The sequence below is a fragment of the Actinophytocola xanthii genome (genome assembly GCF_001921205.1).
GTDB classification, from domain to species: domain Bacteria; phylum Actinomycetota; class Actinomycetes; order Mycobacteriales; family Pseudonocardiaceae; genus Actinophytocola; species Actinophytocola xanthii.
Genome location: NZ_MSIE01000014.1, coordinates 147,997 through 161,114, shown reverse-complemented (window position 1 = coordinate 161,114; position 13,118 = coordinate 147,997). Strand labels below are relative to the sequence as shown.

General features: G+C 69.5%; 13 protein-coding genes. 5 read left to right on the top strand and 8 right to left on the bottom strand.

The features are described 5' to 3' along the window. Window positions 1-43 precede the first annotated feature (43 nt). Together BU204_RS10020 and BU204_RS10015 are read right to left on the bottom strand one after the other, a co-directional pair. The gene (locus tag BU204_RS10020) at window positions 44-901 is read right to left on the bottom strand and encodes a helix-turn-helix domain-containing protein (protein WP_233159911.1); all 858 of its coding nucleotides are present in this window, start codon (window positions 899-901) and stop codon (window positions 44-46) included. Between the two features lie 132 nt (window positions 902-1,033). Beyond that, window positions 1,034-1,264 carry a hypothetical protein gene (locus tag BU204_RS10015; protein WP_075125309.1) on the bottom strand — a complete coding sequence of 77 codons (231 nt, stop codon included), beginning with the start codon at window positions 1,262-1,264 and terminating at the stop codon, window positions 1,034-1,036. A 230-nt stretch (window positions 1,265-1,494) separates the two neighbouring features. On the opposite strand from BU204_RS10015, the gene BU204_RS10010 reads away from it, so the two are divergent. Both BU204_RS10010 and BU204_RS10005 read left to right on the top strand, forming a co-directional pair. Next, entirely contained in the window at window positions 1,495-2,343 is an 849-nt protein-coding gene (locus BU204_RS10010) for a response regulator transcription factor (RefSeq protein WP_083661167.1), read from the top strand. 1 nt (window position 2,344) lies between these two features. Next, the gene (locus BU204_RS10005) at window positions 2,345-3,256 is read left to right on the top strand and encodes an AfsR/SARP family transcriptional regulator (RefSeq protein WP_075125308.1); all 912 of its coding nucleotides are present in this window, start codon (window positions 2,345-2,347) and stop codon (window positions 3,254-3,256) included. Between the two features lie 188 nt (window positions 3,257-3,444). Here BU204_RS10005 and BU204_RS10000 read toward each other — a convergent pair whose 3' ends face one another. Next, window positions 3,445-4,392, bottom strand: coding sequence for a ScbA/BarX family gamma-butyrolactone biosynthesis protein (locus BU204_RS10000; RefSeq protein WP_158073428.1), 948 nt, complete (start codon window positions 4,390-4,392; stop codon window positions 3,445-3,447). A 333-nt stretch (window positions 4,393-4,725) separates the two neighbouring features. Here BU204_RS10000 and BU204_RS09995 point away from each other — a divergent pair, with 333 nt between their 5' ends. Continuing rightward, on the top strand, window positions 4,726-5,373 hold the full coding sequence (locus BU204_RS09995) for a ScbR family autoregulator-binding transcription factor (RefSeq protein ID WP_075125307.1): 648 nt from the start codon (window positions 4,726-4,728) through the stop codon (window positions 5,371-5,373). Window positions 5,374-5,742: 369 nt separating this feature from the next. Here the strand turns inward: BU204_RS09995 and BU204_RS09990 are convergent, their stop codons facing one another. Then, window positions 5,743-6,312: a nitroreductase family protein gene (locus BU204_RS09990; protein WP_083661165.1), complete on the bottom strand. Its 570-nt coding sequence runs from the start codon at window positions 6,310-6,312 to the stop codon at window positions 5,743-5,745. 85 nt (window positions 6,313-6,397) lie between these two features. Here BU204_RS09990 and BU204_RS09985 point away from each other — a divergent pair, with 85 nt between their 5' ends. Next, window positions 6,398-7,411: an aldo/keto reductase gene (locus BU204_RS09985; RefSeq protein WP_075125305.1), complete on the top strand. Its 1,014-nt coding sequence runs from the start codon at window positions 6,398-6,400 to the stop codon at window positions 7,409-7,411. Between the two features lie 23 nt (window positions 7,412-7,434). Here BU204_RS09985 and BU204_RS09980 read toward each other — a convergent pair whose 3' ends face one another. The 4 genes from BU204_RS09980 to BU204_RS09965 all read right to left on the bottom strand — a co-directional run bounded on the left by BU204_RS09980 (window position 7,435) and on the right by BU204_RS09965 (window position 11,215). Continuing rightward, on the bottom strand, window positions 7,435-8,067 hold the full coding sequence (locus BU204_RS09980) for a ScbR family autoregulator-binding transcription factor (protein WP_083661164.1): 633 nt from the start codon (window positions 8,065-8,067) through the stop codon (window positions 7,435-7,437). Between the two features lie 133 nt (window positions 8,068-8,200). After that, window positions 8,201-8,971 carry an AfsR/SARP family transcriptional regulator gene (locus BU204_RS09975; protein WP_269844635.1) on the bottom strand — a complete coding sequence of 257 codons (771 nt, stop codon included), beginning with the start codon at window positions 8,969-8,971 and terminating at the stop codon, window positions 8,201-8,203. A 290-nt stretch (window positions 8,972-9,261) separates the two neighbouring features. Continuing rightward, window positions 9,262-10,098, bottom strand: a complete 837-nt coding sequence (locus tag BU204_RS09970; protein ID WP_083661163.1) for an AfsR/SARP family transcriptional regulator — start codon at window positions 10,096-10,098, stop codon at window positions 9,262-9,264. A 145-nt stretch (window positions 10,099-10,243) separates the two neighbouring features. Then, window positions 10,244-11,215: a DUF2156 domain-containing protein gene (locus BU204_RS09965; protein ID WP_075125358.1), complete on the bottom strand. Its 972-nt coding sequence runs from the start codon at window positions 11,213-11,215 to the stop codon at window positions 10,244-10,246. Window positions 11,216-11,473: 258 nt separating this feature from the next. On the opposite strand from BU204_RS09965, the gene BU204_RS09960 reads away from it, so the two are divergent. Then, window positions 11,474-13,117, top strand: coding sequence for an aldehyde dehydrogenase family protein (locus BU204_RS09960; protein ID WP_198942819.1), 1,644 nt, complete (start codon window positions 11,474-11,476; stop codon window positions 13,115-13,117). Window position 13,118: the final 1 nt, after the last annotated feature.

Genomic DNA, 13,118 nt, shown 5'->3' with positions numbered 1-13,118 from the left:
CCAAATTTCTTCTGCCCTGGAAATCTCTCGCCGCGCCGCGAGACTATTCACTGCCGGACCCCATCTCTGCCGAAAGATCTTCGATGATGCGCTTGATGATCTCTCGTGCTTGCCGTCCGTAGGACGCCGCGGTCGCCATCGACTCGAAGATCGCCCGGTACAACTCGATCTCCTGGGGCTGGGCCAGGTTGAGCTCGGCGGAGAATATTTCGACCATCACCCGCTCGTCGTCCAGCAACCAGAACCCGTGCGTGGGGGCCACAGCGTAGGGTGTCTCGAAGCCGATGATGCCGAACTTCACGTTCGGCAGCGCGGACAGCGCGATGAGCCGGTCGAGCTGGCCGAGCATCACCTCGGGCGGGCAGAGCCGGTATCGGAGCGCGGCCTCGGTGAGGACAAAATGAAATCTTTTGTCCGTCCGATACAAAATTTCCTGGCGCCGAATTCTCGCCTGCACGGCCTCGTCAACATCGGTTCCGACCTTCAACACCTTCACGCTCTGCGAGAAACGGGCGCGGGCGTATTCGGCCGTTTGCAGCAGTCCGGGAATGAACGTGCATTCCAGGGCGCGGAACAAGCGCGTCTTGGCGTCGAGCGCGGCGAGCTCGGTCTGGTGTGACCGGAGCCCGCCACGCAGCTGCCGCTGCCACTCGATGTGTTGGACGGTGAGCATGTGCAGCGAGGCGAGCAGACCCTCCATCTCGTCGTGGCTGTCGGTCGCCCGGATCCACGCCTTGATGTCGTCGTCGGTCGGGGCCTGCCGCCCGTTCTCGAGCTTGGAGACCTTCGACGGGGGCCACGCAAGCGACTCCGCGAGCTGCCGCCCGCTCAGTTCGGCATGACGGCGCAGCTCGCGGAGTCGCTTGCCAAGTGCGAGCCGAGCCTCGTGCAGGCTCGACACCCCGCTCGTTCTGTTAGGTGGCACGGAGCATGTCCTGTCGCCCGGCGCGGTGCCCGCGACAGCGCGCCACGGATGATACCTACACAGCGTAGCGGCCGAAGGGTGCCATCAAGAGAAATTTCTCGGAATATCTTACCGATACTCCCCAACCAGAGCACGGCCGTACATGCGGAGCACGTCCTCGGGTATCTCGATGATCGCCTCCCCGGCCGGCACGGGACCCACGTCCGCGAGGGCCTGGGGATCGGTCACGACCCATCCCTGGGCGATGTAGGTGCGACGATCCGTCCGGTCGGTCGCGAACAGCGTTGGCGACTGACCCTCCTGCGACAGCGGGTCCTTGCCAAGAAAGCGCGCGCGCACGGTGATCTCCGTTTCTCGAAAAGCTGGGAAATTGCCTAGATCGTGAGCGTCGTGGCGGCGGACGTCAAACCGGACCGGCCCCCCTGCGCTGAGCGGTACCGATCGTGGAGGTCGACCGCACGTATTCGGCGGGTTGAAGACCGCTCAACGAAAGAACCCATGTGTGTCACACGGGCATAGTTTGAAACGGTGCCGGCTCCTGCGTCGGCATCGACGTGAGCGAGGCGAGCATGGAGCACTGGACAGGCGGCGAAACCTGGCGAGGACGCGCCGGCCACCCGACCCTGCGCGCGGTCGCGGGCCACGCGGTGCGCGTCCTCCCCCGGCGTGACGACGGGTCGATCCACCACGACCTACCCGGCGACGACCGGCCCCGGCATCCGTCGGTCACCCCGGTACCGGCCGAGGACGACGCGCCCACGGGCATCCGCGTGCTGGTCGTCGGGGACGACGTCCTCGCTCGGCGAGGGGTGCTCGCGGCGCTCGACGCCGAGCCCGGCATGGTGGTCGTCGGTGAGCACGGCCCGGGCCCGGCAGTCCTCACCACGCTCGCCGAGCGGGAGCCCGACGTCCTGTTGCTGCACAGCCTCCGGGCCGACGCCGCGGCACCAGTACTCACCGCGGTACAAAACCTGGTGCGCCATTCGACCCGGGTAGTCCGGGTGCTGCACATCGGCGTGCGCGCCGGTGACACGCTCCCCGGACCGGAGGACGCCGTGTGCGGGAGCCTGCCTGCCTCGGCGACCCCCGAGGAGGTCGTGGCCGCGGTCCGCGTCGCCGCCGCGGGCTTCGAGCTGACCCGTCCCGGTCCGCCCCGGACACCGACCGGGGGCACCGACCGAGGACGCGAGCCGGCCGGCCACGACGGGTTGAGCGACCGCGAGTGCGACGTGCTCACGCTGGTCGCCAAGGGGATGTCCAACGCGGAGATAGCCGGGGCGCTCACGGTCTCCGAGCACACAGTCAAGTCGCACGTGCGCAACCTGCTCGGCAAGCTCGGCCTGCGCAACCGAACCCACGCTGTCATCTACGCGTTCGAGTCCGGGCTCGTCGCCGCCGAGCAGAGGGCACCGCGCTGAGATGCGGCTGGAGATCCTCGGACCTCTCGATCTCTACGACTCGTGGGGCGAGCTCGTCGAGGTCACGGGAGTCAAGCAGCGTGCCCTGCTCGCGACCCTCGCGGTACGGGCCGGGCAGGTCGTGTCGGCCGAGCGGCTGATCGCCGAGGTGTGGGGCGAGCACCCGCCGGCCAACTCGGCGAACGCGCTACAGGCTCACATCCGCCGGCTGCGCAAGGTCGTCGAGGTCGCCTCCGGCGAACCGGACCGGATCGTGACCCGGCCGTCCGGCTACCTGCTGCACCTGCGCCCCGGTGAGACCGATGCCGCGGAGTTCCTCGCCCAGGCTGGGCGGGCCAAGGAGATCGCGGTCGCCGCTCCCGGAGCGGCGATCCCGTTGCTGCGGGGGGCTCTGCGCCTGTGGCGAGGTCCGGCGCTGGAAGGCTCGGTGACCGGCGACGTGTGCGCGCGGGAGGCCGTCGCACTCGAGGAGCACCGGCTGACCACGCTGGAGTCGCTGTACGACGCGAGCCTGCGCGAGGGCCGGCACGCCGAGGTGGTCGGCGAGCTGACCGAGACGACCGCCGGCAACCCGATGCGCGAGCGGTTCTACGAGCAGTTGATGGTGGCCCTGGCCCGCAGCGGGCGGCAGTCCGACGCGCTGGCCGTGTACGACCGGGCGCGGCACCGGCTGCTGCACGAGCTGGGGGTCGAGCCGGGACCGGCGCTGCGGGCCAGGGCGCGCTCGCTCCGGTCCGACCGGGCACCCGAAGCCGCGGAGGTCCACGCCCGGGACGTCGCCGACACCGTCGACCTGAGCCGTGAGCTCGCCGAGTTGCAGCAGCGGCTCGAGACGCTGGCCGAGCGCCAGGAGGTACTGCTGCGGTCGCTGCACGAGCGCGGGCACCAGCAAGCCGACCAGCGCGGGAAGTAACAGTGCACGCCGCAGGACACGGGTTCGCCCACCCGCCGGTGAGGGGAGATCGTCCCCTCACGGACGGGTGGGCGAGTTCCTCCAGGAGTACGAGGCCAGGGACGCCCGCCGGTGTGACGGGGGCGGTGCGCCTGCGACGCAGGTCGTGCGTCCTCGCGAGTGCCCGAGCCTCGGCCGGAACGGCGGTCTCAGGGGGTGTACAGGTTCAACGTCCCGTCGACCATGCGGACACCGCCCTGGTCGAAGGCGAGCCGGACGGTCGACGTGCCGCTCATCGGCACCGCGGTGACCGTGCACGGCTGGTCGAACTCGATGTAGTGGTGGAAGTCGAGCTCACCACCCACCGGGATCGCGTTGGGCTGGTTGCTCACCAGCAGGGCCGCCTGGCGCCCCGCCTCGATGATCGCGTTGCCCGGGACGTGGTCCATCGGGTGGTCGTAGATGACGTCGTGCTCCGGGTCCACCCGCAGCAGCCAGGTGCTCCGGGCTGCCGTCTCGGCCAGCATGACGTCGATCGGGGCGCACCGGCCCACCAGGTCGTGCGGCACGGGGGAGCTGTCGGCAGGAGCCGCGGGCACGGCGTCGCGATACTGCCCGCGCAGCCGCGCGTAGCCCGGAGCCGACACGCAGCTCCAGCGGTAGGCGGCGGAGCCGATCAGTACCCCGTCGCGGTAGCACTCGGCGTCGAACAGCATCCCCGCGAAGCTCCTGGCGCGCCGCTGGATGTCGCGGGCGGTCACCACGAGCGTCACGTCGACCGGGTCGGAACCGTTGGTGCGCAGGCCCTCCGGGTCCGCCACGTGGAACCGCTTGTCCCGGGTGAGGAACTTGCACGCCCTGGGGATCTCGTAGCCGGCGTGGGCGATCAGCACCCCCGCCTCCCGCACGCTCTCCAGGAACAGCAGCGGGTCGTGCAGATCAGCTGCCACTGGGCGGTAGAAGCTGTGCGAGCCCGGCCAGCGGACTCCAACCTCGAACTTGTCCTCGGCGAGCACGCCGAGATACGTCACGAAGACGTCGCTACTGTTGATCCGGCGAATCAGGCCGGGCGGAACGGACTGCGTGATGAGCAGCGGTCCCGCGCTCCATAAGTCCGCCTTCGACGACTCAGCCTGGCCTTTGGTCATCGTGGTCATGCCGAACCTCTCATGAGTCTGTGGCTTCACTGCCCGGTGGCTGGATGGCAAGCCGAGCGGCGCGGCTGTCGGGGTGCGCCGGCTCTGCGGTGAGTCGGGGCCAGTCGGATCTGCCGCTCGAAGTTCGGTTAGTTTCGAACGTGGCGTTGGCCACAACAGAACCATACCTACCACCCGGTTTTTTTTCGAGGGGTCATTGTGCCGCTCTTGAGCTACTCTGGAGCGGAGGTCGACCGGCACTCGGGACTTCTGGGTGACGCGATCGGCCCAGCGTCCAGAGGTGGCATGCTGGGGGCCGGCGCACGACGCGACGCCACCAGAGGGAGGTGCGGCTTGGCGCGGCAAGACCGGGCAGAACGCACTAGAAACGCGATTCTCGACGCGGCAGCGGAGGTGTTCGACGAACGCGGCTTCGACGGGGCCAGCCTGTCGGACATCCTGGCCAGGGCCGGCGTGACCAAGGGTGCCCTGTACTTCCACTTCTCCTCGAAGGAGGACCTGGCCCGGGCGCTGGTCTCCGAACAGTGGGGCGCGATCGACACGCCGCTCTCCGAGGAGGCCGGCCTCCAGGACGTGATCGACATGAGCCACGCCCTGGCGCACAGCATGTGGACGAACGTCCGCGTCCGCGCGGGGAACCGCCTGGTCATCGAGGCGAACTTCGCCTCGCCGGAGGCCGCGGTGTACGAGCGCTGGATCGACATCGTCGACGAGCTGCTGGTGAAGGCCAAACGACGCGGTGACCTGCGCCAGGAGTGGGACACCCGCGACGTGGCGAACTGGGTCTCGGCGACGTTCATGGGTGTGCAGACCCAGTCCGCCGTGCTGACCGGCCGGGACGACGTGCACGAGCGCCTCACCATCATGTGGCGGATCGCCCTCCCCGGCCTGGTCCCACCCCGCCGGGTAGCCCGCTTCGTCCCCGCGGGAACCATCACCTGGGACAGCGAACCCAGCTCCACTGCCGCCGCCACGGCCTGACCGGCGCGACCTCGCACCGGCAGCCGAGGTCGCCCGTCCTCATCCGGTAGCGGCGGTCTCGTTCGCGCTCCCACCGTGTCTGTCACCCGAAGCGCACGGACCGTGGCTCCCCTACCGCGGCTCACCCTCCGGCGTTGTGGAGACAGCTGTACCCACCTCATCCCGACAAGGGTCCATCTGAGACCGCACGCGTACACCGTTCAGCCGTCGGCGGCCCGCCGTTCGGCTCCCCCAAAGAAAATCCTATACCGTGCCGACGCGGAACGATCTTGGCTCAGCTCCCCCCGTTCACCACACGACGATGCGCCGTTCAGCTCACCGCGTCCCCGCTGTTCGCCGAGCGAGCCGTGCACCGAACGTCGGACGGTCTCACGCCGGGCCGTAGCGCTCCCGGTGCACAAACCTCGCCAAAGGCTTACGTCCCACCGGTAACCGCTCCAGCGGCAGCCGGTTGTCGACCGTCCGCTCCACGCTCACCAGGCGCGCGCCGGCATCCGCCGGGTACCCGGCGACCACCACCCTGGGCATCACCCGGTCCGCCGGAACACCCAGTACCGCCTTGGCCGCTGCCTCGGCGCCGTCCTTGAAACCCACCAGGCTCGCGCCGAGCCCGTGGGCCGAGGCGGCCAACAGCACGCGCTCACACAGCCGCCCGCCGTCGAAGCCGGCCGCCGGCGAGTCCAGGACCACGGCGATCACCAGTGGCGCGTCGACCAACGGGGCGTGCCCGGGGCTTCCACCGGCCTCCGCGAGGGCACGTCGCGTCGCCGGGGACTCGACCACGACCAGCTCCCAGGGCTGCCGGTTGGCCGAACTTCCCGTCCAGCGAGCGACATTCAGCAGATCGTCTACCACTTCCGCCGGCACCGGTCGGTCCGTGTAGCGGCGCACGGAGCGCAGGTCACGCAGAAAGCGAATACGATCTTGAGAAGTGCCCATCGTTTCCTCCCAGAACTGCCCTGTGGGCGCCAAAACCGGACTACCATGCCGACCGGTACGTAGGTACGTCAAGGAGTTGACCCCGGTGGACTACCCTCCACTCGGCCGATCCGGCCTCCAGGTCTCCCGGGTCTGCCTCGGCACCGCCAACTTCGGCACCGCCTGGGGACTGGGGGTACCGGAGGAGGAGGCGCGTCCGATCATCGACGCGTACCTCGACGCCGGCCACAACTTCCTGGACACGGCGGACAACTACAACGCCGGCGAGTCCGAGCGTATCGTCGGGGCCGCCGTCAGGGATCGGCGCGACGCGGTGGTGATCGCCACCAAGGGGTACCAGCCCCACGGTCCCGGCCCGAACCGCGGCGGGCTGTCCCGCGTCCACCTGACGCGCGCGCTGGAGGCGAGCCTGCGCCGGCTGGGCACCGACTACGTCGACCTTTACCAGTGCCACAAGTGGGACCCCGGCACCCCCATCGAGGAAACCATGGCCACCCTCGACGGCTTCGTCCGCGCGGGCAAGGTCCGCTACCTCGGCGTTTCCAACCTGACCGCCGCCCAGCTCGTCGAGGCGCAGTGGGCCGCGGAACGGGTCGGCGGCACGCCCGCGGTCAGCCTGCAGGCCCAGTTCTCCCTGGTGTGCCGGGACATCGAGGCGGAGATTCTCCCGGTGTGCGCGGCCCACGGGGTGGGCGTCCTGGCCTACGGCGTTCTCGGCGGCGGCGTTCTCGGCGGGCGTTACCAGCGGGACGCCGCGCCGGCGCCCTCCACCCGGCTGGGAAAGGTGCTCGCCCTCGCCACCGACACCGCGCGCCGGTGGGTGGACGACCAGCTCAACGAGCGCCGGCTGGCGGTGGCCGAGGAGGTTCACCGCGTGGCCGACGAGCTCGGCACCACGCCGGCGGCGGTCGCCGTCGCCTGGGTGCTCGACCGGCCCGAGGTGACTTCGGTCGTGCTCGGCCCCCGCACGCCCGAACAGTACGAGACGTCGTTGCCCGGCTTCGAGCTCGACCTGCCTGTCGAGGTGCGCGCCCGCCTCGACGGGGTGTCCGGCCCCGCGCCCGTACCCGTCGACGGTCGACTCCCCCTGCCCTGGTGACACGACAACGGTCACCGAACCGGTCAGTTGAGGGCGACGCGGCCTCTCGGATCGATCTTCTGCACATCACCCTCGGCCGCGAGACCAGGCAGGATCAGCGTCCACATCTCGCGCAGGCTCTCGCGGACGCTGCCCTGCCTGATCCCCGACCACCACAACATCTCCACGCCAGCGCACATCGTGAGCACCAGCGTGCTCGCCTGCTCGATCGCCACCGACTCGTGGAGGTCCCCCGCCTGCTCAGCACTGATCAGCATCGTCTCCACCGCCGAGAGCAGATCGACGTAGAAGTCCAGAAAGGGAGCACCGCGGTGTCCGCACTCCCGCGCCGTGCGCAGACTCGCCCGCACGACCGGCTCGTGTTCGAGCCAGTGCCCGATCTCGTGGGTCAGGTCGACCAGCGACTGCAGCACGTCGGCCCCGTCACCGAGGGCGCGGTAGACCGCACCCCGCAACATCGTGCACGCCTCCGCCTGGATCGCACCCGCCAACTCGTCCTTGGAGGAAAAGTGGAAGTAGAAGGCCCCCTTGGTAACCCCCGCGGCCCGGCTGACATCCTCCAGCGTGGCACCTGAGAACCCGTTGCGGTCGAACAGCTCCGCCGCCGATCGCACGAGGTGCAACCGGGTGTTCTCAGATCTTGACTGTTTGGTCACGACACGTCCCGGGCCACTATCCGCTCAACGGATGAACGGAATCTCCATGCGAGGGATCACTCCCTGGCTCATATGCCGAAGCAGGACGCGTCGCCGCGACCTTACCCCCGGTCCGTCCGGCGGCGCCAACGGGTCATCCCGCCCGGTCCAATGCCGCAGGCTCGGTGCCCACCTCGGCCAACCGCCGGTCCGACATCAGGATCGCGTGCTGCAACCGGCGCAGGCTGGGCGACGGCTCCAGCCCCAGCTCGTTCACCAACCCGGTACGCATCCTGCGGTAGACGTCGATGGCCTCGCCACGCCGACCCGACCGGTACAGCGCGAGCATGAGGTGCGCGTGCAGTCCCTCATGGGTGCGGTAGCGCCCCACCAGCCCGGCCAGCTCGCCGAGCAGCTCGTGGTGGCGGCCCAGCCGCAGGTCCGCATCGATGCGGCGGTCGAGGACGTTGAGCCTGGCCTCCTCGAGGCGGTGCGACTCCACCTCGAGCAGGGGACCGGTCTGCACGTCCACCAGGGCGCGGCCCCGCCAGATCGCGAGTGCGTCACAGAAGTGGCGCGAGGCGGTCTCGTAGTCGCCCATCTCCCGCGCCCGGTGCCCCAGCGCGGCGAGCCGGTCGAACTCGCGCACGTCGACCCGTCCCCCCATGGTGTCCAGCAGGTAGCCCCCGGGGTAGGTGACGAGGACTCGCTTGGCGTCGGTCGGTCCATCGGCGTCCGACTGGTCGAGCGCGGTGCCGATGAGGTTACGCAGGTGCAAAATGTAGGTCTGCACCGTGGTGTTGGCGCTGCGCGGGATGTCCTCGCCCCACAGCTCCTCGAACAGAGACGCCATCGGCACGACCTGGTCGGCATGCACGGTGAGCATCGCCAACACCTTACGGGGCTTCGCGGCGGTCGGAACCACCGACGTGCCACTTTGACGCGCGACTAAGGGCCCTAATACGTCAATGTCCACTTCGGTCTCCTGTGGCCTGTGGCGACCGCCTGCCAACCGGTTTGATCGACATCGGCTCGGCCGCGCCTCAAGACTACAAAACCGACCGACCGGTTTGTCAATAGAAACCGACCGATTGGTCTTTTTACCTCTGGGTTAAGGATTCCGCAGGTCAGCGCAGTAGTCACCCTGCGCGGTTACCTCTCGGTAGAGCCGCGCAGGGTGTCACTATGGGTTGCTCAGGTTGCTACGACAACCACTTATCCGAACGCCTGCCGCCGCCCTCCGTCCGGGCGGAGGTCCAGGGACGGGTCGTGGTTGAGGATCGCCTGCATCCGGTCCTGGAGCATCGAGGAGGGCTCCATCCCCAGCTCGTCGACCAGCCGACGCCTGACCAGGTTGTACTCCCGCAGGGCGTCGGCCTGGCGGCCGGACCGGTACAGCGCGACCATCAGCATCTCGGCCAGCCGCTCCCGCCACGGGTAGAGCATGGCCATCTTCTTCAGCTCGCTGATCACCCCACCCTGGATGCCGGCGACGATGCTGGCCTGGAACCGGTCCTCGACGGCGGCCAACCTGCTCTCCTCGTAGTGGAGTACCGAGCTGTGGCACATGGGACCGCCGGAGACGCCCTCCAGAACCGGGCCGTCCCACAGCTCCAGCGCCTCGCCGAGCAGGTCACGGGCACGGACCGGGTCCGCGGCCAGCTCGGCGTGAGCCAGGGCGACCAGCCGTTCGAACAGCTTGGCGTCGACCTCCTCCGGTTCGGCATGCAGTACGTAACCGGTGGGCAGGGTGACCAGGCGCTCCCGGGCGAAATCGTCACCGAAGGTACTCCTGAGGAGTTTTCGCAATCTGGTGATCAACGCCTGGAGCGCGTTGTTGGCCTTCGCCAGCCCTCGCCCCTCCCACAACTCCTCGAAGAACTGCTCCTTGGTGACGACCTTTCCGGAATTGATCAACAATGTCGCAAGCAACGTGCGCTGACGGCCGCCCTGAATCGCGAGCAGCCGCCCATCCCGCACCAATCCAACCGAACCAAACAACTTGAAGATCACCGTGCGCTCCGGCACCGGTGACAGGTGCCTGTCCTCCATCACGCCCCGCCTCCCTGTTCAACTCGCCTCCGATGCTTGGTGAGAGACCTGACACACCGGTGACACTCGCCTGACCGCGCGAGCCATCCACGAGCCGGCCGTCCGCTTCGCGCCCCACCAGCACGCTCGGAACGAATCGATAGGGCTACAGCGCGTTCGACACTCGAAAGATTCGGGCAAACGCGGCAAGGCTCGCCCCTTCGGAGAAGGCCACGTACTCCGGCAGCACCACCTGAGGTGCCCACTTGAGCTTGTAGGCGAGCTGGGTGGCGGCGGGGTACACCGCCGAGCCCCGGGTCGCGAGCTGTCCGGCCAGCCAGCGGAACCACCGGCTCGCCGATGCGTGCTCGTGCGCGGGGTCGAGGCCGGTGAACGGGGTGAAGCCGAAGTGCAGCCAGGAAGCACGCTCCCCGCGGAACACCTCGAGCGCCGCGGCGTTGACCGCCTCCATGACACCCGGCGGTCCGTCGGGATCGCGGCGGGACAGGTCGTGCAGCCAACCGGGCCGACTGCCGTAGGCCGGGGAGTAGGAGATGTACCCGACCAGCTCGCCACCCACCGTCGCCACGAACAGGCGCCGGTAGCGCTGGACCGCGCCGCCGTGCTGGCCCACGAGGAACTCCAGCGGCCGGGCGTGCCGCCCCTTGGCCCGCAGCCAGACCCGGTCCAGCTCCGCCACACGCTCCCGCCACGGGTCGAACGGCACCTCGGCCACCTCGACACCGGCGCGGAGCGCCCGGGAGATCTTGTTGCGCAGCCGGACGAACCGGGAGCCGCGGAGCGTGAACGCCGCGAGGTCGACCGCGTAGGAGGCACCGATCTGGTTCACCGTGTAGCCCGCGGCCGCGTACAGGTCCACGTCCGACCGCTGGAGCTGGACGGCGACCACCCGACGACCCCGCGCCCGCGCATGCTCGGTGAACCGCCGCAGCAGCATGGCCCGGTCGGGCCCGAACGGAGCAGCGAACTGCACCAGGTGCCGCCCCGACTCGCGGTGGGCGACGACCCCGTCCTGGCCGGGCGACGCGAAATACCGGTTGCCGCCGTTCAGGGCGAGAAAAGCGCTCGGATTGTCCGAATATCGGACCAGCAAAGAGTGCACCGAATCTGCCGGCATCGTTTCCAGCATGCCCTTAACCATCCCTGACCCACCGCTCCCGTCCGGCTGATACCTTGCCTCATCTGCCCCGCCACCTGCGGCGATGGGATCGATTATCAAGCTCGATCGACCGTGTGAACAACGGCGCGCGACCCGCGGGTCAGGCCGTCGTCAGCCGGGAAAACGCTTCCCGAGCACGCTGTCAGCGGCATATCAGAACCCTTTGTCAGACTCAAATTCGAGTCCGCCTGCACAACGGCAAAGGAACGTTCTACAGTGACGCTGAGCCTGCCTGACGCCGACGTGCCGGCGTACGACGTACCGGTTCCGACGTTCCGGTCCTACGTCGGTGGCCGCGACGTGGACTCCGCACACCACCTCTACACCGTGCACAGCGGCTCGGTCCTCACCGACGTCTTCGCGAGCCTCACCCGCAAGCGCCGGCTCGAACGGGGCGAGGACGTCCCGGCGACCGACGTGGTCGGGCGGTGCGCGGTCGCCGACGCCGAGACCGTCGCCGCCGCGACTGAGGCGGCGGCCGCGGCGGCACCGGAGTGGGCGGCAACACCCCTGTCGACCCGGATGGCGCTGGGCGAGCTGGTCCGGGAACGCCTGCTGGCACGCCACGAGGAGCTGGTGGAGCTGCTGGTGGCCGAGGGCTCGCCGGTCGCGCTCGCCCGCTGGCAGGTCGCCGGGCTCGTCGAGCTGTTCAGTCCGGAGACCCTCGCGTACTGCGCGGGGCAGCTGCACAGCTCCGTACGCATCGGCCGACGGGAGCTCACGGTCCGCCGGGTCGCCGACGGCGTCGTATGCGTGAACCCGCCGTCGAACGCGCCGGCGGCCAGTGCCCTGTTCGGGATCACCGCCCTGCTGGCTGGCAACGCGGTTGTCCTGCGCGCCCCGCGCAGCGCCCCGCTCGGCGTGCTGTTCGCCCTGCGCGAGCTGGTGGTGCCGGCGCTGACCGAGCTCGACGCGCCGGCCGGGACGCTCAACTTCTTCTGCGCCCGCCCCGGTCCGGTCCTGCGTGCCTGGCTGGAGGACCCGCGAGTGGACGACATCTTCTTCACCGGGGACGTGGAGCGCGGGCTCGAGCTGGAGCGGGAGTGCGTCGCGCGGGGGAAGAAGCCCATCCTCGAGCTGGCCGGCAACGACTGCGTCGTGGTGTGGCGCGATGCCGACCTCGACCTCGCCGTGGAGGCGCTCACCGAGTGCTTCTTCGGCTCGGGCCAGATCTGCATGGCCCCCAACCAGGTCGTCGTCCACCCCGAGGTCGCCGACGAGCTGCTGGCGCGGCTGACCGAGGCCGCCGGCCGGATCCGGCCCGGCTACCCCTGGCAGGAGGGCGTGCTGCTCTCCCCGGTGCTGCGCAGCGAACGGTTCTTCGCCTATCTCCGCGACGCGCTCGAGCGGGGGGCGAGCCTGGTGCACGGCGGCCGGCGGCTCGAGGTGGACGGCGAACCGTCCGACACCGGCCCGTTCCTGGAGCCGACCGTGCTCCGGGTGGACGGCCTGGCCGGCTGCCGGGAGATCGACGCCGTGGCGACCGAGACGTTCTTCCCCCTGCTGCCCGTGATCGTGGCGGAGCCGGGCCCCGACCTGCTCGACCGGGTGCTCGACCACGTCGGGACGAACCCCTACGGGCTGCGGAACTCGCTGTGGGCCGACGACGAGGCAGTCGTCGACCGGTTCCTGGCGCGGACCCGCAACGGGGGCCTGCTCAAGATCAATGACTCGCACCTCGGCTGGCTGCCCTACCTGCCCACCCACGGCGGGACCGGGCTGACCGGCGGCGTGTTCGGGGAGGCGAACTACCCGATGCTGCGTAGCTCGCACCTCCAGGGCGTCTCTCGGGCTACCGGGATCAGGCCGCGCGACGCGGTCTTCGACGCCTACCACAGGCTCGACCGACAGGGGAGATGAC